Origin of the sequence: Microbacterium sp. SLBN-146, from assembly GCF_006715145.1 — a bacterium.
In the GTDB taxonomy this organism is placed as follows: Bacteria; Actinomycetota; Actinomycetes; order Actinomycetales; family Microbacteriaceae; genus Microbacterium.
The window spans coordinates 2,388,278-2,409,335 of the sequence record NZ_VFMR01000001.1 but is presented as its reverse complement, the minus strand read 5'-3'; the positions used below and the strand labels follow the sequence as shown (position 1 = coordinate 2,409,335).

General features: G+C 68.9%; 18 protein-coding genes. 5 read left to right on the top strand and 13 right to left on the bottom strand.

The annotated features are described in order from the left end of the window. Positions 1 to 101 precede the first annotated feature (101 nt). The 9 genes from FBY39_RS10520 to FBY39_RS10480 all read right to left on the bottom strand — a co-directional run bounded on the left by FBY39_RS10520 (position 102) and on the right by FBY39_RS10480 (position 8,679). Positions 102 to 632, bottom strand: coding sequence for a septum formation initiator family protein (locus FBY39_RS10520; protein ID WP_260837664.1), 531 nt, complete (start codon positions 630 to 632; stop codon positions 102 to 104). Positions 633 to 655: 23 nt separating this feature from the next. Beyond that, positions 656 to 1,936 carry a phosphopyruvate hydratase gene (eno, locus tag FBY39_RS10515; protein ID WP_141932258.1) on the bottom strand — a complete coding sequence of 427 codons (1,281 nt, stop codon included), beginning with the start codon at positions 1,934 to 1,936 and terminating at the stop codon, positions 656 to 658. 119 nt (positions 1,937 to 2,055) lie between these two features. Next, positions 2,056 to 2,724, bottom strand: a complete 669-nt coding sequence (locus FBY39_RS10510; protein ID WP_141932257.1) for an O-methyltransferase — start codon at positions 2,722 to 2,724, stop codon at positions 2,056 to 2,058. 61 nt (positions 2,725 to 2,785) lie between these two features. Next, a complete protein-coding gene (locus FBY39_RS10505) occupies positions 2,786 to 2,953 on the bottom strand; it encodes a methionine/alanine import family NSS transporter small subunit (RefSeq protein WP_141932256.1) in 168 nt (55 codons plus the stop codon). After that, complete coding sequence (locus FBY39_RS10500) at positions 2,950 to 4,557, bottom strand: sodium-dependent transporter (RefSeq protein WP_141932255.1); 1,608 nt, start codon at positions 4,555 to 4,557, stop codon at positions 2,950 to 2,952. The genes FBY39_RS10505 and FBY39_RS10500 overlap by 4 nt, the downstream gene beginning before the upstream one ends. 77 nt (positions 4,558 to 4,634) lie before the next feature. Then, on the bottom strand, positions 4,635 to 5,441 hold the full coding sequence (locus tag FBY39_RS10495; protein WP_141932254.1) for an SGNH/GDSL hydrolase family protein: 807 nt from the start codon (positions 5,439 to 5,441) through the stop codon (positions 4,635 to 4,637). A gap of 61 nt (positions 5,442 to 5,502) precedes the next feature. Then, entirely contained in the window at positions 5,503 to 6,762 is a 1,260-nt protein-coding gene (hisS, locus tag FBY39_RS10490; RefSeq protein ID WP_222115716.1) for a histidine--tRNA ligase, read from the bottom strand. 31 nt (positions 6,763 to 6,793) lie between these two features. After that, positions 6,794 to 7,486, bottom strand: a complete 693-nt coding sequence (locus FBY39_RS10485) for a MazG family protein (RefSeq protein WP_141932252.1) — start codon at positions 7,484 to 7,486, stop codon at positions 6,794 to 6,796. Further along, complete coding sequence (locus FBY39_RS10480) at positions 7,483 to 8,679, bottom strand: Na+/H+ antiporter NhaA (protein WP_141932251.1); 1,197 nt, start codon at positions 8,677 to 8,679, stop codon at positions 7,483 to 7,485. The genes FBY39_RS10485 and FBY39_RS10480 overlap by 4 nt, the downstream gene beginning before the upstream one ends. Before the next feature lie 139 nt (positions 8,680 to 8,818). On the opposite strand from FBY39_RS10480, the gene FBY39_RS10475 reads away from it, so the two are divergent. After that, positions 8,819 to 11,479 (top strand): phosphoenolpyruvate carboxylase, encoded by a 2,661-nt coding sequence (locus tag FBY39_RS10475; protein ID WP_141932250.1) that lies wholly within the window; start codon positions 8,819 to 8,821, stop codon positions 11,477 to 11,479. Between the two features lie 39 nt (positions 11,480 to 11,518). On the opposite strand, the gene FBY39_RS10470 is transcribed toward FBY39_RS10475, so the two are convergent. Then, on the bottom strand, positions 11,519 to 12,118 hold the full coding sequence (locus tag FBY39_RS10470) for a gamma carbonic anhydrase family protein (RefSeq protein ID WP_141932249.1): 600 nt from the start codon (positions 12,116 to 12,118) through the stop codon (positions 11,519 to 11,521). A 203-nt stretch (positions 12,119 to 12,321) separates the two neighbouring features. Here FBY39_RS10470 and FBY39_RS16610 point away from each other — a divergent pair, with 203 nt between their 5' ends. Next, a complete protein-coding gene (locus FBY39_RS16610; RefSeq protein ID WP_160133095.1) occupies positions 12,322 to 13,743 on the top strand; it encodes an HNH endonuclease signature motif containing protein in 1,422 nt (473 codons plus the stop codon). A 29-nt stretch (positions 13,744 to 13,772) separates the two neighbouring features. After that, positions 13,773 to 14,900 carry an epoxide hydrolase family protein gene (locus FBY39_RS10460; protein ID WP_222115687.1) on the top strand — a complete coding sequence of 376 codons (1,128 nt, stop codon included), beginning with the start codon at positions 13,773 to 13,775 and terminating at the stop codon, positions 14,898 to 14,900. 24 nt (positions 14,901 to 14,924) lie between these two features. On the opposite strand, the gene mfd is transcribed toward FBY39_RS10460, so the two are convergent. Then, positions 14,925 to 18,542, bottom strand: a complete 3,618-nt coding sequence (mfd, locus tag FBY39_RS10455; protein WP_141932246.1) for a transcription-repair coupling factor — start codon at positions 18,540 to 18,542, stop codon at positions 14,925 to 14,927. A gap of 104 nt (positions 18,543 to 18,646) precedes the next feature. Here mfd and FBY39_RS10450 point away from each other — a divergent pair, with 104 nt between their 5' ends. Continuing rightward, complete coding sequence (locus tag FBY39_RS10450; protein ID WP_141932245.1) at positions 18,647 to 19,153, top strand: hypothetical protein; 507 nt, start codon at positions 18,647 to 18,649, stop codon at positions 19,151 to 19,153. A gap of 4 nt (positions 19,154 to 19,157) precedes the next feature. On the opposite strand, the gene pth is transcribed toward FBY39_RS10450, so the two are convergent. After that, positions 19,158 to 19,742: an aminoacyl-tRNA hydrolase gene (gene pth, locus FBY39_RS10445; protein WP_141932244.1), complete on the bottom strand. Its 585-nt coding sequence runs from the start codon at positions 19,740 to 19,742 to the stop codon at positions 19,158 to 19,160. A 77-nt stretch (positions 19,743 to 19,819) separates the two neighbouring features. Next, entirely contained in the window at positions 19,820 to 20,449 is a 630-nt protein-coding gene (locus tag FBY39_RS10440) for a 50S ribosomal protein L25/general stress protein Ctc (protein ID WP_141932243.1), read from the bottom strand. A gap of 291 nt (positions 20,450 to 20,740) precedes the next feature. Between FBY39_RS10440 and FBY39_RS16720 the strand changes: the two genes are divergently transcribed. Next, positions 20,741 to 20,869 carry a hypothetical protein gene (locus tag FBY39_RS16720; protein ID WP_260837659.1) on the top strand — a complete coding sequence of 43 codons (129 nt, stop codon included), beginning with the start codon at positions 20,741 to 20,743 and terminating at the stop codon, positions 20,867 to 20,869. Positions 20,870 to 21,058: the final 189 nt, after the last annotated feature.

Genomic DNA, 21,058 nt, shown 5'->3' with positions numbered 1-21,058 from the left:
GACAGCGAGATCGGCATCGCTCACGGGCGCATAGGGAGGAGTCGGCACGCCTCCAGGCTACCCGTGTGTGCCGGGGCGATGCTGGACGCGGACCCGCCGCGTCATGGGGCAGGCGTGTCGGTCGGCGCGGGATCCGGCACCCCGACCGTGGGAGCCGTGACGGTCTCGGAGAGCCCCGCCTCGGTGAGGGAGCGCACGAATTGCGCCATCCAGTCGGTGCGGGTCTGTGCGACCTCATCGCTGACGGCGGCCTGCTCCTGAGGGATCTGCTCGGGCGGCAGATCGTTGTCGACGAGGTAGACGACCTCGCCGGGGTTGACGTAATAAAGACGCTCGCGAGCCTGCGTCGTGATGTACGCGGGGTCCTTCCAGCGCTCCCGCTGCGCTTCGAGCACCTCGACCTCTTCACGCCCGAGCTGCACTGAGCGCTCGAGCGCGGCGACCTGCTGCCGCTGCGCGAGATAGGTGCCCACCGTCGGCACCAGCACGAAGGCCGCGAGAACCACGAGCCCCAGCATGATGACCATGAAGCCAGACAGACGGATGCCGCCCAGCCACTCCCGCACGTCGAGCGCGGGCCGTTCGCGTGGAGCCCGCCGCGCACGCGAAGGGGGAGCCGTCGTCTTGGCCACGGCTCCCCCTTCGATCGTGCTTTCTAGCCCTTGTAGCGCGGGAATGCTCCGCGACCCGCGAAGATCGCGGCGTCGCCGAGTTCTTCCTCGATGCGCAGAAGCTGATTGTATTTCGCGACGCGCTCGCTGCGGGCGGGCGCGCCGGTCTTGATCTGACCCGCGTTCACCGCGACCGCGAGGTCGGCGATCGTGGTGTCCTCGGTCTCACCGGAGCGGTGCGAGAGCATCGAGCGGTAGCCGTTCTGAGTGGCCAGCGAAATCGCGTCGAGCGTCTCGGACAGCGTTCCGATCTGGTTGACCTTCACCAGCAGCGCGTTGGCCACGCCCAGGTCGATGCCGCGCTGCAGGCGCTCGGGGTTCGTGACGAAGAGATCGTCGCCGACGAGCTGCACCTTGGTGCCGATCGCGTCGGTGAGCGACTTCCACGCATCCCAGTCGTCCTCGGCGAGCGCGTCCTCGATCGTGACGATCGGGTAGTTGGCCACGAGGTCGGCGAAATAGTCGGTCAGCTTGTCGGCCGACCAGGCGTTGCCCTCGACCGTGTAGACGCCGTCCTTGAAGAACTCGGTGGCCGCGACATCCAGTCCGACCGCGATCTGCTCGCCGGGCGTGAAGCCCGCCTTCTCGATCGCCTTCATGAGGAAGTCGAGACCTTCGCGGTTGCTCGGAAGGTCGGGGGCGAAGCCGCCCTCGTCACCGAGGGCCGTGTTGAAGCCCGCGGCCTTCAGCTCGCCCTTGAGCACGTGGTAGATCTCCGTGCCCCAGCGCAGCGATTCGGCGTAGGTGTCTGCGCCGATCGGTGCGAGGAAGTACTCCTGGAAGTCGATGCCGTTGTCGGCGTGCTCGCCGCCGTTGATGACGTTGAACAGCGGAACGGGGAGGACATGCGCGTTCGGGCCGCCGAGGTAGCGGAAGAGCGGCAGGTCGGCCGAGTCGGCCGCCGCCTTGGCGACCGCGAGCGAGACGCCGAGGATCGCGTTCGCGCCGGTGCGCGACTTGTTCTCGGTGCCGTCGGTCTCGATGAGGATCTCGTCGATGATGCGCTGCTCGCTCGCGTCGACGCCTTCGATGGCAGGACCGAGCTCGTCGATGACGGCGGCGACGGCCTTGAGGACGCCCTTGCCGCTGTAGCGGCTCTTGTCGCCGTCACGCAGCTCGTACGCCTCGAAGGCTCCCGTCGATGCGCCCGACGGAACGGCTGCGCGCTGCACGATGCCGTCGTCCAGCAGCACCTCCACTTCGACGGTCGGGTTGCCGCGCGAGTCGAGGATCTCGCGTGCGCCTACAGCCTCGATCAATGCCACTGGGACTCCTTAGTTCGTGGAGGTGGATCTGTGGAGCGTCGTCGGTCCGTGTCGAGTCTAGTGATGCGGATGCCGCGGCCACAGGCGCAGCATCCGGATCGACGACACGCGGCGCCCGCTCAGACGACCAGTGCGATGGCGACGCCGTCCCATCCTTTCGCGTCGAGGGTCTGGAGGGCGGTGGCCTCGAATCGCGGGTCCCGGCCGAGCAGTTCCAGTCCGCGCTGCGCCCCGATGACGTCCGAGCGCTCGGTGGCCGGATTGGCGACCTCTCCCCCGCGACCGATGTTGTCGACGACGACGACCGTTCCCGAGCGGCCGAGTCGCGCCGCCCAGTCGAGGTAGATCGTGTTGGACTCCTTGTCGGCGTCGATGAACACCAGGTCGAAGGGCGGCTCCCCCTCGAGCGTGGGAAGGACCTCGGCGGCCCGCCCGAGCCGGATCTCGACGCGCTCGCCGACGCCCGCCCTGTCGACGTTGGCCCGGGCGATCTCGGCATTGCGGGGCTCTGCCTCGATCGTCACGACGACACCGTCCGCGGGGAGGGCGCGCGCCATCCAGATCGTGGAGTACGCCCCGAGCGTGCCGATCTCGAGCACCCGTCGGGCCCCGGACATCCGCGCCAGAAGGTGGAGGAGTTTGCCGTTGACGGGCGCGACCTCGATGGCGGGGAGCCCCGCGGCGTTCTGATCGGCGACGGCGGCCACGAGCGCGTCGTCTCCCCCCACCAGAGTGGACGTCAGGTAAGCGTCGACGCGTCGCCACGCGTCAGGGGTGGGGTCTGTCATGTAGCCAGCCAACAAGCCCGCCCGGTCGGCGTCAAGCGCGACACCGACCGGGTGAGCGGTGTCACGTGTCGTGTTCGATGGGCGCGTCGTCTTCGCGATGGTCGTCGGCAGCACCCTCGGGGAACGTGTCGGGCTCGGGGCGTCTGCGCAGGAAGATCGCGCTCGCGACGAGGCCTCCCCACACGATCAGGATCGACAGGATGAGGAATGTGATGGCGATCGGAGTCATGACCGGACTCCCTTCTGCGAAGCAGGCGTGCGCTCATCGGACGCCGGCGGATAGGGCGGCCACGGAGTGAAGTCGTCGGGCGACCGACGCCACGGCACGACCGTGACGAGGACGGCGCCCACGACGAGGAGCGCGACCGTGCCCCACCCGAAGACGCCGAGGTACCAGGCGGGGAGCCCGCCGTACCCCTCGACGATGAGCGAGACGATCTTCGAGATGAGCATGTAGCCGAGGACGACGGGTCCGAGGACGCCGACGAGGATCACCCAGATGTTGCCCACCCGGAACGTGGAGAGGGTGTTGAGGTGGTACCGCAGCTCGGGTCCCTTCCGCGCCACCCACACGACGAGCACCGTCGTGAGGACCGCCGATGCGACGATGCCGACGTTGTTGGCCCACTGGTCGACGACATCGAGAGCGAGGAGTCCCGTCGTCGTGGAGAAGATCAGGACGGAGAGGACGGCCGAGACGCCCCCGACGCCGATCGCCGCGGCGCGCCGCGTGATCCCGAACTTCTCCTGCACGGCGGCCGAGACGACCTGGAGGACCGAGACGAGCGACGTGAAGCCGGCGAGGGCGAGGGAGCCGAAGAAGAGACATCCGAAGATGGGGCCTCCCGGCATCTGCGACACGATCGCCGGGAACGTCATGAACGACAGCCCGACGCCCGTCAGCCCCTCGAGCTCGTCCACCGCGACACCCTGCTGGAACGCGAAGAAGCCGAGCGTCGCGAAGACACCGATGCCCGCGAGGATCTCGAACGACGAGTTGGAGAACGCCACGACGAGGCCGGGCGTCGTGAGATTCGAGCGGCGGCGCCGGTACGACGCGTACGTGATCATGATGCCGAAGGCGATCGACAGGGAGAAGAAGATCTGGCCGTACGCCGCGATCCACACGTTCGGATCGGCGAGCGCCGACCATTCGGGCGTGAACAGTGCCGTCAGTCCTTCGCCGGCGCCGTCCAGGAAGAGGGCCCGGACGACGAGGACCGTGAAGGCGACGAGGAGCACGGGCAGCGCGATGACGTTCGTGCGCTGCAGTCCCTTCGCGACGCCCGCCGCGAGCACGACGATCGCGAGCACCCAGACGATGGCAAGCGGAATGAGGACGCCGGGAACGAAGTCGAGAGAGAATCCGGGTTCTCCCACCTGCAGGTAGTCGCCCGTGAAGAACGCTGCCGGGTCGTCTCCCCACCGCAGATCGAAGGAGAAGACGAAGAAGCTCAGCGCCCACGCGATGACGACGGTGTAGTACAGGCCGATGACGAAGGCGATCATCGCCTGGAACCATCCGAGCGATTCCATCCAGCGCCCGAGGCGACCGCCCAGCCGGCGGAAGGCCGTGGGGGCCGCACCACGGAAGCGGTGGCCGATGGCGTAGTCGAGGAAGAGGATCGGGATGCCGGCAGTGAGGAGTGCGACGAGATACGGGATCAGGAAGGCTCCGCCGCCGTTCTCGTACGCGACGCCGGGGAACCTCCAGATGTTGCCGAGCCCGACCGCCGAGCCGATGGCCGAGAGGATGAACCCGATCTGCCCTGTCCACTCCTCTCGCGGTGCGGCGTGCGATTTCGCAGCGGGCGCGCTGTCAGTCCGGGCCATGCAGTCCTCCTCGTCAAGGTGCGCGACGATCGTCCGCGATTCCGGAACGCTACCAGTCGGCCCCGGCGCGCGTCGCGTCACACACGGGCGTCCGCCGACCTCGCCTCGAGGGCGTCGACGATCGCGGGAACGAGGGCGTCCGCCGTCCGGCGGTAGCCGAGGGCGGACGGGTGGAATCGATCGAGGCTGAACATCTCGTCGGGCTGCGAGATGAAGAAGGGCCCCACCGCCCGCCGGAGCGAGACGGGACGGGCCCCCGCGGCGCGCGCCGCTTCCGCCTGCGCGGACGCGAGCTGACGTGAGAGCCGCGAGCTCAGAGCCCGCAGCGGCTGCGGGACGGGACGGAGCGCGCCGAGATCGGGGCATGTCCCCACGACGACCTCCGTCCCCCGCCCGCGAAGCCGTTCGATCGTCTCGTGGAGCTGCCTGACGGAGGTGGCGATGGGGATCCGGTGCGTGATGTCATTGCCGCCCACGATGATGACGGCGACATCGTGACGAGCATCCGCGGCGATCGTGTCGAGCTGCCCCGCGAGGGCGGAGGACTCAGATCCGACGACGGCCGCTGTCGTCAGCCGCACGGGCCGCCCGACGGCGCGGGCCACCCCCTTCGCGAGCCTCGCCCCCAGGGTGTCCTTGCGCCGCTCGGCCCCGAGTCCCGCCGCGATCGAATCGCCCAGCAGGAGGAGTTCGACGGGGTCGCCTGCGAGGCGCTTTCGCCAAACCCGGTCGGCGTCGACGGCGACCTCGCCGAGGGGCTTGCCGATCCGCCGTCGCGCGATGGCGGCCTGCCGGGCCAGGACGGCGCGGGATGCCGCGACACCTGCCGCCGCGATGAGCGCTGTGCTGGCGAAGACGACGCTCACCCGACGGGTCGGACTCATGATGCCAGCCGAACACGTCGAGGTGAACGCCCGATGACGACCGGGTGCCGTCGAGCGCGGCTCAGGCGAGGGGCTTGATCTCGATGCTCTCGCGCGTCGCCCCGGCGGACACCGTCGCGAAGGAGGTGTAGTCGTCGGATGCCGCACGCTCCAGGAGCGCCTTGATGTTCTTCGTCCGCTGCTCCAGCCGCACGCGCGAGCCCTCGCTCACGAGCGCCGCCTTGAGCGCCAGCAGATCGCCGACGGGCATGTCGCGATCGTGGACCAGGACGACGGCGGGTTGCGCGGCATCCGCGGAATCATCGACGAGGTCGACGATGCGCTCGAAGCCGATCGAGAACCCGACGGCGGGAACGTCCTGACCGAGGAACCGGCCGATCATCCCGTCATAGCGGCCACCGCCGCCGAGTGAGTACTCGACCGACGGGTGCGCGAGCTCCAGGATCGTGCCGGTGTAGTAGCCCATGCCGCGGACGAGGAACGGGTCGAAGACGAGCGGGATGTCGACGTCCGACCCGCGGGCGGCCGCGACCGCTGCACCGATGCCGGCGAGGTGATCGATGATCTCGTCCGCGATTCCGTCCGGGAGCGCCTTGCGGATCTGCCCCTCTCCGTAGGGGAGATACTCCAGCGTCCGAGGGCGCGTGAGGAAGGTGTGGAACGCCGCCACCGCCGCCGCATCCGCGCCGCGCGACGTCAGCTCGGCGACGACGCCGTCCGGGCCGACCTTGTCGAGCTTGTCGATCGTGATGAGGACACCCGGGCGCTCCTCCGCCGCGAAGCCGAATCCCTCGAGCATCGCGTCCAGGACCCGCCGGTCGTTGATCCGGATGCTGCCGCCCCTGAGTCCGAGCGCATCGAGCGTGTCGAGGGTCGCGATCGCCAGCTCCGCTTCGGCGCGCGCCGAACCATCACCGATGATGTCGATGTCGCACTGCACGAACTGCCGGTAGCGTCCCTTCTGCGGGCGCTCGGCACGCCACACGGGAGCGATCTGGATCGAGCGGAAGACCGTCGGCAGCTGACCCCGATTCGAGGCGTAGAACCGGGCGAGCGGGACCGTGAGGTCGTAGCGGAGGCCGAGGTCCGTCAGGGACGCGGGGTCATCTGCCGCGGCGCGGATGGCGTCGGCGTCGAGTCCGCGTTTGAGGACGTTGTAGGCCAGCTTCTCGTTGTCGCCGCCCATGCCGGAGTGGAGGCGCGCATACTCCTCGACGACGGGAGTCTCGATCTCATCGAACCCGTGGGCACGGTAGCGCTCGCGGATGACGGCGAGGACACGCTCGCGCCGAGCCTTGTCTGCGGGGAGGAAGTCGCGCATGCCGCGCGGCGGATTGACGGAAGCCACGCCTCTATCTTTCCGCACCGCCGACCGTGCCTGCGGCACCCTCCGCCGTGCGCACGTCGGTCTGCAGGACGCGCAGGCGCGCTCGAAGGGCCCGCTCGGCATCCCACCCGTGAGTGCGCGCGGTCTCGACGAGCGCGAGAAGCGCCTCCCCGAGCTGCTCTTCGGAGTCGAGTGCGCTCTCGGCGGGTGCCACGTGAAGGACGTCGGACGGCAGTCGCGACGTTCTGCCGAGAAGCTTCTGGGCGAGGGCGAGCGACGGCATGCGCTCGCTCACTCCGTCCAAGACGCTGCGGCGGTCGCGCTTCTCTGCCGCCTTCGCGGCGTTCCAGTGCACGAGCACCTCTTCGGGCGTCGTGGCGACGGCATCCGCGAACACGTGGGGATGCCGCCTCACCATCTTGTCGGTCAGGCCCCGCGCCACATCATCGATGTCGAACGGGTCGTCGGGGTCGCGCGATGCGATCTCGGCATGGAACAGCACTTGCCAGAGGAGGTCGCCGAGCTCTTCGCGAAGGTCGGCCCTGTCGCCGTCCTCGACCGCGTCGATGAGCTCGGCGCTCTCCTCCACGAGGTAGGGCACGAGCGCGTCGTGATCGATCTGTTGCGACCACACGCAGCGATCGCGGACGGCACGCATCGTCTCTGCTGCAGCGCGCAGGGCATCGTCGGGGTGAGCGTCGCGCGGATCCAGGCTCATGTGATCCGAGGCTCCTCGGCGGTCTCGTGGATCGGGTCGTGCTCGGCTGCGACCGCGCCGCGGCGGCGGTAGCTGCGGGCGCGCTGCGCGACGAGGAGAGCCGCGAGGATGAGCGAGATCGCCGACCCCGCGAGGACGCCGAGCGTGGCCTCGTCGCGGATGAGGGGACGGCCTGCGAACGCGAGCTCGGACAGCAGCAGCGACACGGTGAATCCGATGCCGCCGAGGCTTCCCGCCGCCAGGAGGTCGAGGAACGACAGGTGCGGTGTCGCACCCCGGTTCCCCACCCGCAAGGAGATCCAGCCGAAGACCGTGATGCCGATGATCTTGCCGACGGGAAGGGCCACCAGCACGCCCCAGAACGCCGGCGACAGCTCGGTCGGCGACACCTGCGGAATGACGACGAGGGCCGCGGAGAAGGCGAACAGGGGAAGCACGACGGCGTTGACCCAGGGCTCCATCGCGTGCCGCGTGCGGAGCGCCGGCTGCTGCGCCATCGCGAGGCCGAGGGCGACGCCCGCGATCGTGGCGTGGACGCCCGAGAGGTACACGAGCACCCACGTGACGATGCCGATGACGACGAGGAGCACGACGACGGCGACGTGCCCGCGTCCGCCCGTCATGCGACTGAGGATGCCGAAGGCGACGACGGCGACCGCCGCGAACGCGAGGAGCGCGACATTGACGCCGTCCGTGAACAGCACGGCGATGAAGACGATGCCGACGATGTCGTCGAGGATCGCGAGGGCGAGAAGGAAGATGCGGATGCCGCTGGGCAGACCCTTGCCGAACACCGCGAGGACTCCCAGCGCGAACGCGATGTCGGTGGCCGTCGGGATGGGCCATCCGCCCGAGGCATCCGACGTGCCCGCGAAGAGCAGGAACACGGCGATGGGGACGATGACGCCACCGGCCGCGGCGATGGCCGGCTGCAGGGCCTTCCGGGCGGAGTTGAGCTCGCCGCTCGTGAGCTCGAACTGCAGCTCGACCGCGACGACGAAGAAGAAGACGGCGAGCAGGCCGTCCTGGATCCAGTGCCCGATCGACATCTCGAAGACTCCCGGGATGCCGAGATACGTCTCCTTGAGCGCGACGACCGCGGGGCCGGCGGGAGAATTGGCGAGGATGAGGGCGAGGATCGCCGCCGACAACAGGATGATGGCGGGGAAGCGCGCAGAGCGCAGCAAAGACATAAGCGTCCTTTCGGAGGGGATTCTGGGTTCGTCAGACGACGTGCCGACCAGACTTCCCGGCTCTCCTCCCTCCAGCTTACCGGGCGTTGCTGATGTCACACGTGACGTCGAGGAAACACAGCGCCGATAGCGTGGAGGGATGCGTGAACCCACCCCCACCGAGGCGATCGATCTCGTCGGACGCTACGAAGCCGAGCAGTCCATCCCCGAAAAGATGCGCGCCGACGTCCGGCTCCTCGGGGCCCTGCTCGGCCGGGTCCTGCGTGAGAGCGGATCGCCGGGACTGTACGACGACGTCGAGCGCCTCCGCGTCGCGACCATCCAGGCATACACCGACGAGTCCGACGAAGCGTTCGCGCGCGCCGCGGCGATCGCCGACGGATTCTCCGTCGCCCGGGCCGACGAGGTCGCCCGCGCCTTCACGGCCTACTTCCACCTCGTGAACCTGTGCGAAGAGCACCAGCGCGTGCGGATCCTGCGCGAGCGCGACGGACGGCCCGACAAGGAGCGCGCGGGCGATTCGGTGGCTGCCGCCTTCGTCCGCCTCGCGGAAGAGGTCGGCGATGACACGGCGCTCGCGCGGCTGCAGGCGCTCCGCTTCCACCCGGTGTTCACGGCGCATCCGACCGAGGCACGCCGCAGGGCCGTGTCGACCAGCATCCGCAGACTCGCGACGCTCTTGGAGGAGCGGGACACCGCCGTGCGCAACGGCGCCGACGAGCGGCGCGCAGAGCGGCGCATGCTCGAAGAGATCGACACGCTGTGGCGGACCGCCCCTCTTCGTCCCGAGAAGCCGTCACCCACGGACGAAGTGCGTGCCGTCATGGCCGTCTTCGACGAGACGCTCTACACCGCCGTCCCGCATGTCTACCGGCGCGTCGATGACGCGCTCCAGGGACCCGCTGCCGGAAGCCGTGCTCCCATCGTGAAGCCGTTCGTCCGCGTCGGCTCCTGGGTGGGCGGCGACCGTGACGGGAACCCGTTCGTCACGGCATCCGTCACGCGCAAGGCCGCAGCGATCGCGAGCGAGCATGTCCTGCTGGGCCTCGAGCGCACGGCGCTGAGAATCGGTCGCACGCTCACCTTGGATGCCGCGACGACCCCGCCGAGCGCGGCGCTCGAAGCCCTGTGGCAGCGACTGCGCGCGGCCGACGAGGACGAGGCCGCAGAGATCGCGAAGCGGTCGCCCGGTGAACCGCACCGCCGCATCCTGCTCCTCGTGGCCCGCAAGATCGCCGCGACGCGGACGCGCAACGCCGATCTGGCGTACCACGAGCCCGAGCAGCTTCTCGCGGATCTGCGGGTCGTGCAGGAGTCGCTCGTCGCGGCGCGGGCACCTCGGCAGGCGTTCGGGCATCTCCAGCAATTAATCTGGCAGGTCGAGACGTTCGGATTCCACCTGACGGAACTCGAGGTCAGACAGCACTCGGCCGTCCATGCGAAGGTGCTCGCCGAGCTCGATGCCGGTGGCGAGCGCTCCGAGCTGACCGACGAAGTGCTCGACGTCTTCCGTTCCATCGCCTTCTTGCAGGAACGCTACGGTTCTCGCGCCGCGGGCCGCTACATCGTGTCGTTCACGCAGTCGGCACAGGATCTCGCCAACGTGCACCGCCTCGCCCGCTACGCCATGGGCCCGGGCGAAGCGACACCCGTCCTCGATGTCATCCCGCTCTTCGAGACGTTCGCCGACCTGCAGGCGGCTCCGGGGATCCTCGCCGAGATCGTCGAGCACCCCGAGTTCGCCGCCCGGCTGGACGCCACGGACAGGCGCCTGGAAGTCATGCTCGGCTACTCCGACTCCTCCAAGGACGTCGGCCCCGTCGCCGCCAACCTCGCCCTCTACGAAGCGCAGGCCGCGATCGGCGCGTGGGCCACGGAGCAGGAAATCGAGCTCACCCTCTTCCACGGACGCGGAGGCGCGCTCGGACGCGGTGGCGGCCCCGCGAACTCGGCGATCCTCGCGCAGCCGCCCCACTCCGTCGACGGGCGCTTCAAACTGACCGAGCAGGGCGAGGTCATCTTCGCCCGCTACGGCGACCCCGCGATCGCGATGCGGCACATCGATCAGGTCGCTGCGGCTGTGCTCCTGGCATCCGCCCCGTCCAACGAGCAGCACAATCGCGAGACGGCGGAGCGCTACGCCGACATCGCCGCGACGATGGATGCCGCCTCGCGCGAGCGGTTCTTCTCACTCGTGAAGGCGCCCGGGTTCGCGCCCTGGTTCGCACAAGTGACACCGATGGAGGAACTGGGCCTTCTGGCCCTCGGATCCCGCCCTGCGCGCCGCGGACTCTCGGTGGAGTCGCTCGCCGATCTCCGGGCGATCCCGTGGGTGTTCGCCTGGACGCAGGCCCGCATCAACCTCGCGGGCTGGTTCGGCCTCGGCACGGCGCTCGAGGCCGTCGGCGACGCGGACCGCCTCATCGAGGCCTACGACCAGTGGCCGCTCTTCCACACCATGATCGACAACGTCGCGATGAGCCTCGCGAAGGCGGACGATCGCATCGCCCGGCACTATCTCGCGCTCGGCGACCGCGACGACCTCGCCGCGCTCGTCACGGACGAGATGGCGCTGACGCGCGCGTGGGTCGTGCGTCTGACGGGAGGCGCGGAACTGCTGGGCAACAAGCCCGTCCTGCAACGCGCCGTCAAGATGCGCAGCCCCTACGTCGACGCACTCTCGCTCCTGCAGCTGCGGGCACTGCGCGCGCTCAGGACGGGCGCAACGGATGCCGAGCAGCAGCGCCTGCTCCTGCTGTCGGTGTCGGGCGTTGCGGCCGGTCTTCAGAACACCGGGTGACGCCGGGCGCGCGGCCCCGATCGATGTCGCCGCATCGACTCAATCGATGCGGCGGTCGTCGACGTGTCGCGCGAGGCTCCGCCCGTAGCGCTCGGTGAGCTGCACCATGAGATCCGGCGTCTCGCGATCGAGCCCGAAGACGTAGCCGGGGAAGTCCAGCTCCCGCTGGGCCTCCCAGATCTCCTCGTGGCGATCGGGAGAGAGCAGTTGGAGGGGATCACCGACGGCGATCCACCCGATCGGAACGACGGTGTCGGCGGGCAGGGTCGTGCGAAGGTGAACGACGGCGTTGATGCGCACTTCGCTGCGCGCGCCGATCCTCGCACCATTGAAGATGCGGGTACCGGTTGCGAGGAACACCTCGTCGGCGATGGTCGCTCCGGAGACGCTCGCCATGGGACCCACGAGAACGTGGTCGCCGATGTGCACGGCGTTCGTCGCAGTCGCTCGGATCAGCGCGTTCTCCATGACGATGACGTGGGCGCCGAGCGTGACCGGTCCCCCCTCCGACGTGATGACGGCACCGTGCAGGACGCGGCACTCGGGGCCGATCTCGACGTCGCCGCTGATGACGGCGGTCGGCGCGACTACGGCATCGGGATGGATCCGTGGGCTCACTCCCAGATGCTCGAACTGCATGGTGCTTCCTCCGTCGCAGCGTCGCTTGTCGATTGCAGCCAGAGTACGCCCGCGGGCGGCAAGGGCGAGGAGTTGCGACCGAGCCGAAGCGCGGCTGATTATGCCGGAAGTTGTCCACAGGGCACGTGGGAGTGTCGGAGCTTTGTTCTATCCTGGGAGCTGTCCGCACACTGGTGAATCAACACCGAAGGGAGCACCGGGCAGTGACCTCCGATCCGCAGTACGACGACTGGGCGACATCCCTGGGCGCTCTCGTCGCGGACGTCGCAGCGGTCAACCGACGGATCGCGACACTCCAAGCGCAGCAGGCCGGTCTGCTCTCGGATGCCGTTGCGCTGGCGGTCGAGCGCGACACGACGCGGTCGGAGTCGTCCCGGCGTCGGAATGCTGATCTGGGCATGCGGGAGGTCTGTGCCGAGCTGGCCACCGCCATGCGCGTGAGCGACCGGAGCGTGCAGCTGCGGATGAGCGACGCATCGACCCTGACGTCGCGCTATCCCCGCACCCTCACAGCCTGGCGTGAGGGGCGCATCGACGCCGCACACGCCGGCGTCGTCGTCGATGCCGGCGTCGTCGTGCCCGACGAGCTCGTCGCGCGGTACGAGGCGATCATCGTCCCGATCGCGGAGTCCGAGACCTCGGGTCGTCTCCGCTCCATCGCGCGAACGCTCGCGGCGCAGCTCGCACCCGAAGCGGTTGGAGAGCGGCGGCAGCGGGCAGTCGACGCGCGGGGAGTTCGCCTCGTGGACCTCGACGACGGCATCGCGCGGATCATCGCAGACCAGCCGGCCGTCATCGCGCACGGGATCTACGATCGCGTCACGCAGATGGCGAGAGAAGCCGCTCACATCGAGGCTGAGGAAGCTCAGCACGACGGAGAACGCGAAGCCGACAGGGGATCTGCTGACCGCGGGAGCGACCCCGAGGCGCACGGGGGTGAGAGCCACGGGGACGGCGATCCGGCCTTCGTCAGCGGCCCCAGTCGGGAAAGTGAGCGCCGGACGATCGGGCAGCTTCGCGCGGATATCTTCGCCGACCTGCTGCTCGCCGGCGATCCCGTGGCACACGACGGTGGCTTGGGATCCATCACGGCCGACGTGCAAGTGACAGTGCCCGTGCTCATCGAGGCGGGTGTCGGGGATGAACCGTGCGTCCTCGTCGGGCATGGGCCGATCGATCCCGCGACGGCCCTCCGTCTCGCTGGGAGCGCCTCGAGCTGGACCCGGGTTCTCACCGATCCTGTTTCCGGTGGCGTCCTGGCCGTCGATCGCTATCGCCCGAACAAGGATCTGATCCGTCACCTGCGGGCACGCGACGAGCACTGCCGCTTCCCCGGTTGTCGAACATCTGTTCTCCGGTGCGATGTCGACCACACGATCGATGCGGCTGCCGGCGGCGCGACGACGGCGAGCAACCTCAGCCACCTGTGCCGACGCCACCACACGCTGAAGCACCACACGGACTGGACCGTCCGGCAACGCCCCGGTGGAATCCTGGAATGGTCGAGCCCGACGGGGCAGCGCTACTCCGATCGGCCCGCGCGAAAGGTGAGGTTCGTCCCGACGGACTGGCTCGCGGTTGCAACGGCGCCACGACCTCCGGGAACTCCTCGCGCACCCTTCTGACACGTCCCCGGCGGGTAGTGTGTGCTCCCGTGACGGCACCTTTCCCGCTTCCCGTGAGCGATGCCCTGATCGACGATCTGCGTCGTCGCATTGAAGCGACTCGGTGGGGGCCGGAATGGCCCATGAGCCCCTGGGACGCCGGAACAGACTCGGCGACGTTGCGCCGCCTCGCCGAGCGATGGGTGTCGGGCTTCGACTGGCGCGCCATGGAGGCGGAGATCCTCGCCCTCCCTTCGGTCATGACGGAGGTCCGCGGCACACCGATTCACGCCTTCGTGTTCGAGGGCGAGACGGCCGACGCGCAGGCCCTCATCCTCACGAACGGCTGGCCGAGCACGAGCTACGAGATGGTCGACGTCGCTCGGAGACTCTCGTCCCCCTCCTCCTTCGGAGAGACCTCTCGCACGTCCTTCACCGTGGTCGTGCCGTCGTTGCCCGGCTTTCCGTTCTCGCCTCAACGACCCGGCGTGCGCACGGAAACGCACGAGCTGTGGCACGAACTGATGACGTCGCTCGGGTTCTCGCGGTACGGAGCGCACGGAGGCGACCTGGGATCGGGGATCACGTCTCGTCTGGCACAGGCTCACCCGGAGGCGGTGACGGGCATCCACGTGATGTCGGTCGTCCCCCCGATCGAACTCGACGAGAGCACCCTCACGGACGCCGAACGGCGGTACCGGAAGGAGATGGCGGAGTGGACGGAGCTCGCGGGAAGCTACGAGCACCAGCAGCAGCGGCAGCCCTTGACGCTCGCTCCCGCGCTCTCCGACTCACCGGTCGGCCTCCTGGCCTGGATCGTCGAGAAGTACCGCGCCTGGAGCGATTGCGACGGAGACATCGGACGCCGGTTCACCGACGACTTCCTCCTGACCCAGGCGTCGCTCTACTGGTTCACCAACTCGATCTCGACTTCCTTCCGCCCCTACTACGAGCACGCCCACGGCCTGACTCCCGCGGTCCGCAGCGTCGCCACTCCCACCGCCGTCGCGGTCTTCCCCCACGACATCGCGCGTCCACCCCGCGAGTGGATTGAACGGACCTACAACCTGACGAGGTACACCGTGATGCCGCGCGGCGGACACTTCGCGCCGCACGAAGAGCCGGAGCTCCTCAGCGGGGACATCCGCGCGTTCTTCGACGAGGTCGACGGCCGCTGACGATGCCTGCACCGTGCCGGGTCCTCACGGCGCGACCGCGGGCTCCTCGACGGTCTTGGCGGGCCACAGCTGATCGAGGAGCTGACCCACCCACGCAATGAGCTGCGCATCGGTGAGCGGCTCTCCCCCGGCGGACGGCAGCGGCACGACGAGGGCCTCGCCGCTCGCGACGAGCTTCGCCTTGGGGTGGAGCCGCTGGAGGCGGACCTTCATCGAGTCGGGCAGGTTCGCCGGCGCGATACGGAGGTTCGGCCCCATCGCCACGACGTCCGCGAGCCCTGCCTGCGCGGCCCGTCTGCGCAAGCGCGCGATCGCGATGAGCCCCTCGACATCTTCCGGCATCTCGCCGTAGCGGTCCGTCAGCTCGTCGATGACGAGGCCGATCGCCTCGTCCTTCGCCGTGACGGATGCCGCCGCCGAGAGCTTCTGGTAGGCCTCGAGGCGGAGGCGCTCGCTGTCGATGTACGACTCCGGGATACGCGCCTGGACGGGAAGCTCGAGCCGCAGCTCCGTCGGGCCCTCGACGTCGTCGCCGCGGAAGGCGGCGACCGCCTCGCCGATCATCCGGAGGTACAGATCGAACCCGACGCCGGCGATGTGGCCGGCCTGCTCGGCGCCGAGGAGATTCCCCGCGCCTCGGATCTCGAGGTCCTTCAGCGCGACCTGCATCCCCGACCCGAGATCGTTGTTGACGGCGATCGTCTCGAGTCGGTCAGCGGCCGTCTCGGAGAGCGGCTTGTTCTCGTCGTAGAGGAAGTACGCATAGGCGCGCTCGCGCGCACGTCCGACCCGGCCGCGCAACTGGTGGAGCTGGGACAAGCCGTACTTGTCAGCGCGGTCGATGATGATCGTGTTCGCGTTGGAGATGTCCAGACCCGTCTCGACGATCGTCGTCGACACGAGGACGTCGAAGCGGCGCTCCCAGAAGGCGTCGACGACCTCTTCGAGCGCGTGCTCGCCCATCTGACCGTGCGCGACGGCGATCCGCGCCTCCGGCACGAGCTCCGCCAGCTCGGCGGCGACCCGCTGGATCGACTGCACGCGGTTGTGGACGAAGAACACCTGACCCTCGCGCAGCAGCTCGCGCCGGATCGCGGCACCGATCTGCTTGTCGTTGCGGGGTCCCACGAACGACAGGATGGGATGCCGATCCTCGGGCGGCGTCTGCAGCGTCGACATCTCACGGATGCCCGTCACCGCCATCTCGAGCGTCCGAGGAATCGGCGTGGCGCTCATCGCGAGGATGTCGACGTTCGTCTTGAGCTTCTTCAGGGCGTCCTTGTGCTCGACGCCGAACCGCTGCTCCTCGTCGATGATCATGAGCCCGAGATCTTTGAAGATGACCTTCTCGGTGAGGATGCGGTGCGTTCCGATGACCATGTCGACCGTGCCGTCGGTGAGCCCCGCGAGCACCTCCCGCGCCTGCTTGTCGGTCTGGAACCGCGAAAGCGCCCGAACCTGCACGGGGAATCCCGCGAACCGCTCGGCGAACGTCTCGAGATGCTGCTTCACCAGGAGGGTGGTCGGAACGAGCATCGCGACCTGTTTACCGTCCTGGATCGCCTTGAACGCCGCGCGCACCGCGACCTCCGTCTTGCCGAAGCCGACGTCACCCGACAGGAGCCGGTCCATCGGGATGGGCTTCTCCATGTCGGCCTTGATCTCGTCGATCGTCTGGAGCTGGTCGGGGGTCTCGGCGAAGGGGAACGCCTCCTCGAGCTCGCGCTGCCACGGAGTGTCGGGCCCGAAAGCGTGCCCTTTGGCTGCCATGCGCGCCGAGTACAGCTTCACGAGTTCGACGGCGATGTCACGGACGGCCCTGCGGGCCTTGCCCTTCGCCTGGGCCCAATCGCTTCCGCCCATCTTCGAGAGCGTCGGCGCTTCGCCCCCGACGTAGCGCGACAGCAGGTCGAGCTGATCCGTCGGGACGAAGAGCTTATCGCCGGGATATCCGCGTTTGGACGGCGCGTACTCCAGCACGAGGTACTCGCGCACGCTCTTGACGGCGTTCCGCCCGCCGCTCGAGACCTCGCGCTGCGTCATCTCGACGAACTTGCCGATGCCGTGCGTCGCGTGGACGACGTAGTCGCCGGTCTTGAGCTGCAGCGGATCGACGACGTTCTTCCGGCGAGAGGCCAGTTTCTTGACGACGCGCTGATCGCCGCCGATCGTGCGCCCGTAGAACTCCGTCTCGGTCAGGACGGCGAGCCGGGCATCCGCCGCCTCGAAGCCGCGCTCGAGCGGGGCCATCACGACGTGGACGACCCCCGGCTCGGGGACGGCATCGATTCCCTCGACCCGACGTGCAGCGATCCCCCGCTCGGCGAGGACGTCTCGCGCGCGCTCGACGAGGCCCTGTCCCGTCGCCGTGACGATGACATGCCATCCCTCGGCGAGGAGCTGCGCCACGTGCGCCGTTGCGCCGTCGACATTGCCCTGGAACGACGGCACGGGCGATCCCGGTACCCGGATGACCGCGGCGGCCTCGAGGGCGACGTCGATGTCCTCGGCGAGGAGGCCTTCGGCTGCGGCATCCGATGCGCCCGAATCGAACCCGCTGAACGTCCACCAGACGTCGCCGCGGGAATGCGCGGCAGCCCGGAGTGCGGGAAGGGTGACGAAGTCGCCTGCCCCGAGATCGATCGGCGTCTCCGCTCCCGCCGTGGCAGCACTCCACGCGGCTTCGAGGAACTCGCGGTTGGTCTCTCCGAGCGTGATCGCCCGCGCAACGGACCGCTCCGGATCGACGAGAGCGATCGCCGACCGCTCGGGCAGGTAGTCCACGAGCGTCACGAGGCGATCGACCACCGCGGGGAGGAGCGATTCCATGCCCTCGACGGGGATGCCCTCCGACATCTTCTCGAGCATCCCCCGGAGTCCCGGGAAGTCGGATGCAAGGGCGCGGGCACGCTCGCGGACGGAATCGGTGAGCAGGAGCTCCCGACTCGCGACGAGCTCGACACGCGGGACATCGCCGGGGAGAGACCGCTGGTCGGCGACCGAGAACGCCCGGATCTGGTCGACTTCGTCGCCGAACAGCTCGACACGGTACGGGTGTGGTGCGGTCGGCGGGAAGACGTCGAGGATGCCACCGCGGACCGCGAATTCGCCGCGCCGGGAGACCATGTCGACCCGCTGGTAGGCCAGCGCGACGAGTCGGCCGGCGATATCGGAGAGGTCGTGCCCGCGGCCACCCACATCGAGGCGGAGCGGCTCGATCGCCGTGAGGCCGGCTGCGAGAGGCTGGATGGCGCCGCGCACCGAAGCCGTCACGACCAAGGGGGTCTCGCCGTTCCATCGCGCGATCCGGCCCAACACCTCCAGCCGCTGCCCGACGATCTCTGCCGAGGGACTCAAGCGCTCGTGTGGCAGCGTCTCCCACGCGGGGAAATGGACGACCTCCGCGCCGGGGAGGAGCGCTTCCAGCGCGGGCCCCAGGGCATCCGATCGCCGGCCCGTCGGCGTGATCACGAGAAGAGTGGCCGGCTTCCCGCCGGCGCGCCGTCGGTCGAGCAGGGCCGCGAGCATCGGGGCATCGAGCCCGTCGACGAGCGAGAAGTCCGCATCGACGGATGCTGCGACCACGGCATCCTGGAAGGAATCAGCCCGTTCGAGGGCGCGTACGATCCCGGGAACTGTCACTCGAAGAGTCTAGGCGGGCGGCGAGTCTCGATGCGCCGGGTTGTGGACAGAGCACTCGTAGGAACAGGGCACTCTCAAGAACAGGGCACTCGTAGGATGGGCGCGTGAGCGATCCCTCCACTCCTCGGCCGTCGTACGCACCGCCGGCAGGGTACGTCGCGCCGACAGGGTTCCCCGCGCCGTATGCCACTCCCGGCGTCCCCTCCCCCGCGGCGAGTCCGTTCGCCGCACCGGCGCCGCCACGATCCTCGATGCTCGGCGTCGTCGCCCTTCTCGCATCCGTCGCCGCGACGGTCCTCAGTCCGATCATCGCCACCGTCGCGGCGGTCGGCATCGGCGCGGGTCTCGGGCGCCAGAACCTCTCACTCGATGAATGGACCGGCGGCGATCTGAGCGTTCTCTCACCCGTTCGCGATTGGGTCCTTCTCGGCGAGGTCGCCTTCTGGGCCGGGACGCTCCTCGGCGTCTGGGCGCTCGTCCAGGGCATCGTCGCGATCACCCGCCGTGCGGGTCGTGTGCAGGGCATCATCGCCGTCGTCCTGGCTGCCATCGGCCCCGTCGTCTTCGCGATCGCTGTGCAGGTCTCGCTTACCCTCGGCTACGGGTTGTAGCGCGTCACGCGCGAGGCGCGTGGTGCTTCTGCTGTGCCGCGAGTAGTCCTTCGTCGACGAGCTGCTCGACAGCATCCGCGGCATCCGCCACCAGGATGCCGAGCGTCTTGCGCTCCGTCGCGCCGAAGGGTTCGAGGACCCAGTCGGAGGGATCCTGGCGTCCGACAGGACGACCGATGCCTACACGCACCCGCGGGAAGTCGGGGGTCGCGAGAGCCTTCGCGACATCGCGCACGCCGTTGTGGCCGCCGTGGCCGCCGCCCGACTTGAGCTTGATCGTGTCGAACGGGATGTCGAGTTCGTCGTGGACGACGACGATGTGGTCCGGGTCGACACCGTAGAACTTCGCCAGTCCCGCTACGGGACCCCCGGAGACGTTCATGAAGGAGTTCGGCTTGGCCAGGACGAGCTTGGGCCCGCCGGGGCGGAGCCACGTCTCCACGACGCGCGCATGCGCCTTGTGGGCCTTGAAGGTCTCACCGCGACGAGCGGCGAGTTCGTCGACGACGAGCTGACCGACGTTGTGTCGCGTCGTCTCGTACCGGGGTCCGGGATTGCCCAGTCCCACGACGAGCCACACGTCTGCCATGATCTCCATCCTGCCCGACGACGAAGGGCGCGCGGAATTCCGCGCGCCCTTCGTGCCTGGTGCCTCTCGGCGAGGTCTTACTCGGACTCCTCCGACGCGGCCGACTGCTCAGCGGCGACCTCTGCATCGGCTTCAGCGATCTCGTCCTCGGCGGCGAGCGTCGACGACGGCACGGAGACGGCGACGATGAGCATCTCCGGGTCGGCGATGAGCGTGGCGCCGCTCGGCAGAGTGAGGTCGGCGGCGGTGATGTGCGCGCCCTCCTCGAGACCCTCGATGTTGACCTCGACGTTCTCGGGGATGTTGGTCGCCTCGACCTCGAGCAGGACGCTCACGGCGTCGAGGTTCGCGATGGTGCCGGGGTAGGACTCTCCGACGACCGTGATCGGAATGTCGACCTCGATCTTCTCGCCCTTCTTCACCACGAGGAGGTCGATGTGCTCGATGATCTGGTGCACAGGATCCTTCTGGACGTCCTTGACGAGCGTGAGCTGGTCGGTGCCGTTGACGTCGAGTTCGAGGACGGCGTTGGCGCGACGGATCAGCAGCGACATCTGGTGGCCCGGGAGCGCGACGTGCACGGGCGCCGTGCCGTGGCCGTAGATGACGGCGGGGATCTTGCCGGCAGCGCGCAGGCGACGGGCGAAGCCCTTGCCGAAGTTCTCGCGCAGCTCGGCGTGGACCTTGTGGTCGGGTTCGTTGGTCATGGTGTTCTCCTTGCGGGCGCAGCGCCCGTTCGTTTCCGGGCCCGCGCATGCCGCGGTCCCACGTTCTGGGGTCTCGAGTCGAGGGATCTTGAATCGAGCGGTCTCGAGTTGAGGGGTTTCGACTCGAACGCGAGCGCGTGAGGAAACCAGGAGGCCTGCACACCCTCGTCGATAACGGAATCCGCTCCCGGCAGGACGCCGGGCGCGACTCCCTCGCCGAAGTCTTGACAGAGTCTACCAGCGACCCCGCTAGCATGAGGAACACCGCTTTTCGCCTGACTCGGAGGAACCATGACGATCGACAGCCAGCTCGCCAGCGACCTCCTTCTCGGCGTCATCGCCGTCATCAGCGGTATCGGCCTCGTCGGCGTCGTGCTGGCGATCTGGTCGCTGGGGCGGCAGGCCTACTACAAGGACTGAGGACGACGGCCGAGGAGCAGGGCCGGACGCCCGAAGCTCTAGGCTGGTCCTGAGCCCGTCACCGATACCTCAGGAGCACGCGTGTCACAGAGCGACCCTTCGACGCAGAACGACATCTCGACGGATCGCGAGGATCACCCCGCTTCCGCGCCCGAGCACGAAGGTGCACCGCAGCCCCATGAGGTGAAC

What these genes read in the sequence shown, in the direction of transcription:
- FBY39_RS10510 (WP_141932257.1), bottom strand. Translation starts at nt 2,724, where the DNA reads ATGACAGACCCCACCCCTGACGCGTGGCGACGCGTCGACGCTTACCTG.
- FBY39_RS10505 (WP_141932256.1), bottom strand. Translation starts at nt 2,953, where the DNA reads ATGACTCCGATCGCCATCACATTCCTCATCCTGTCGATCCTGATCGTG.
- FBY39_RS10500 (WP_141932255.1), bottom strand. Translation starts at nt 4,557, where the DNA reads ATGGCCCGGACTGACAGCGCGCCCGCTGCGAAATCGCACGCCGCACCG.
- FBY39_RS10495 (WP_141932254.1), bottom strand. Translation starts at nt 5,441, where the DNA reads ATGAGTCCGACCCGTCGGGTGAGCGTCGTCTTCGCCAGCACAGCGCTC.
- hisS (WP_222115716.1), bottom strand. Translation starts at nt 6,762, where the DNA reads ATGCGCGACTTCCTCCCCGCAGACAAGGCTCGGCGCGAGCGTGTCCTC.
- FBY39_RS10485 (WP_141932252.1), bottom strand. Translation starts at nt 7,486, where the DNA reads ATGAGCCTGGATCCGCGCGACGCTCACCCCGACGATGCCCTGCGCGCT.
- FBY39_RS10480 (WP_141932251.1), bottom strand. Translation starts at nt 8,679, where the DNA reads ATGTCTTTGCTGCGCTCTGCGCGCTTCCCCGCCATCATCCTGTTGTCG.
- FBY39_RS10475 (WP_141932250.1), top strand. Translation starts at nt 8,819, where the DNA reads ATGCGTGAACCCACCCCCACCGAGGCGATCGATCTCGTCGGACGCTAC.
- FBY39_RS10470 (WP_141932249.1), bottom strand. Translation starts at nt 12,118, where the DNA reads ATGCAGTTCGAGCATCTGGGAGTGAGCCCACGGATCCATCCCGATGCC.
- pth (WP_141932244.1), bottom strand. Translation starts at nt 19,742, where the DNA reads ATGGCAGACGTGTGGCTCGTCGTGGGACTGGGCAATCCCGGACCCCGG.
- FBY39_RS10440 (WP_141932243.1), bottom strand. Translation starts at nt 20,449, where the DNA reads ATGACCAACGAACCCGACCACAAGGTCCACGCCGAGCTGCGCGAGAAC.
- FBY39_RS16720 (WP_260837659.1), top strand. Translation starts at nt 20,741, where the DNA reads ATGACGATCGACAGCCAGCTCGCCAGCGACCTCCTTCTCGGCGTCATC.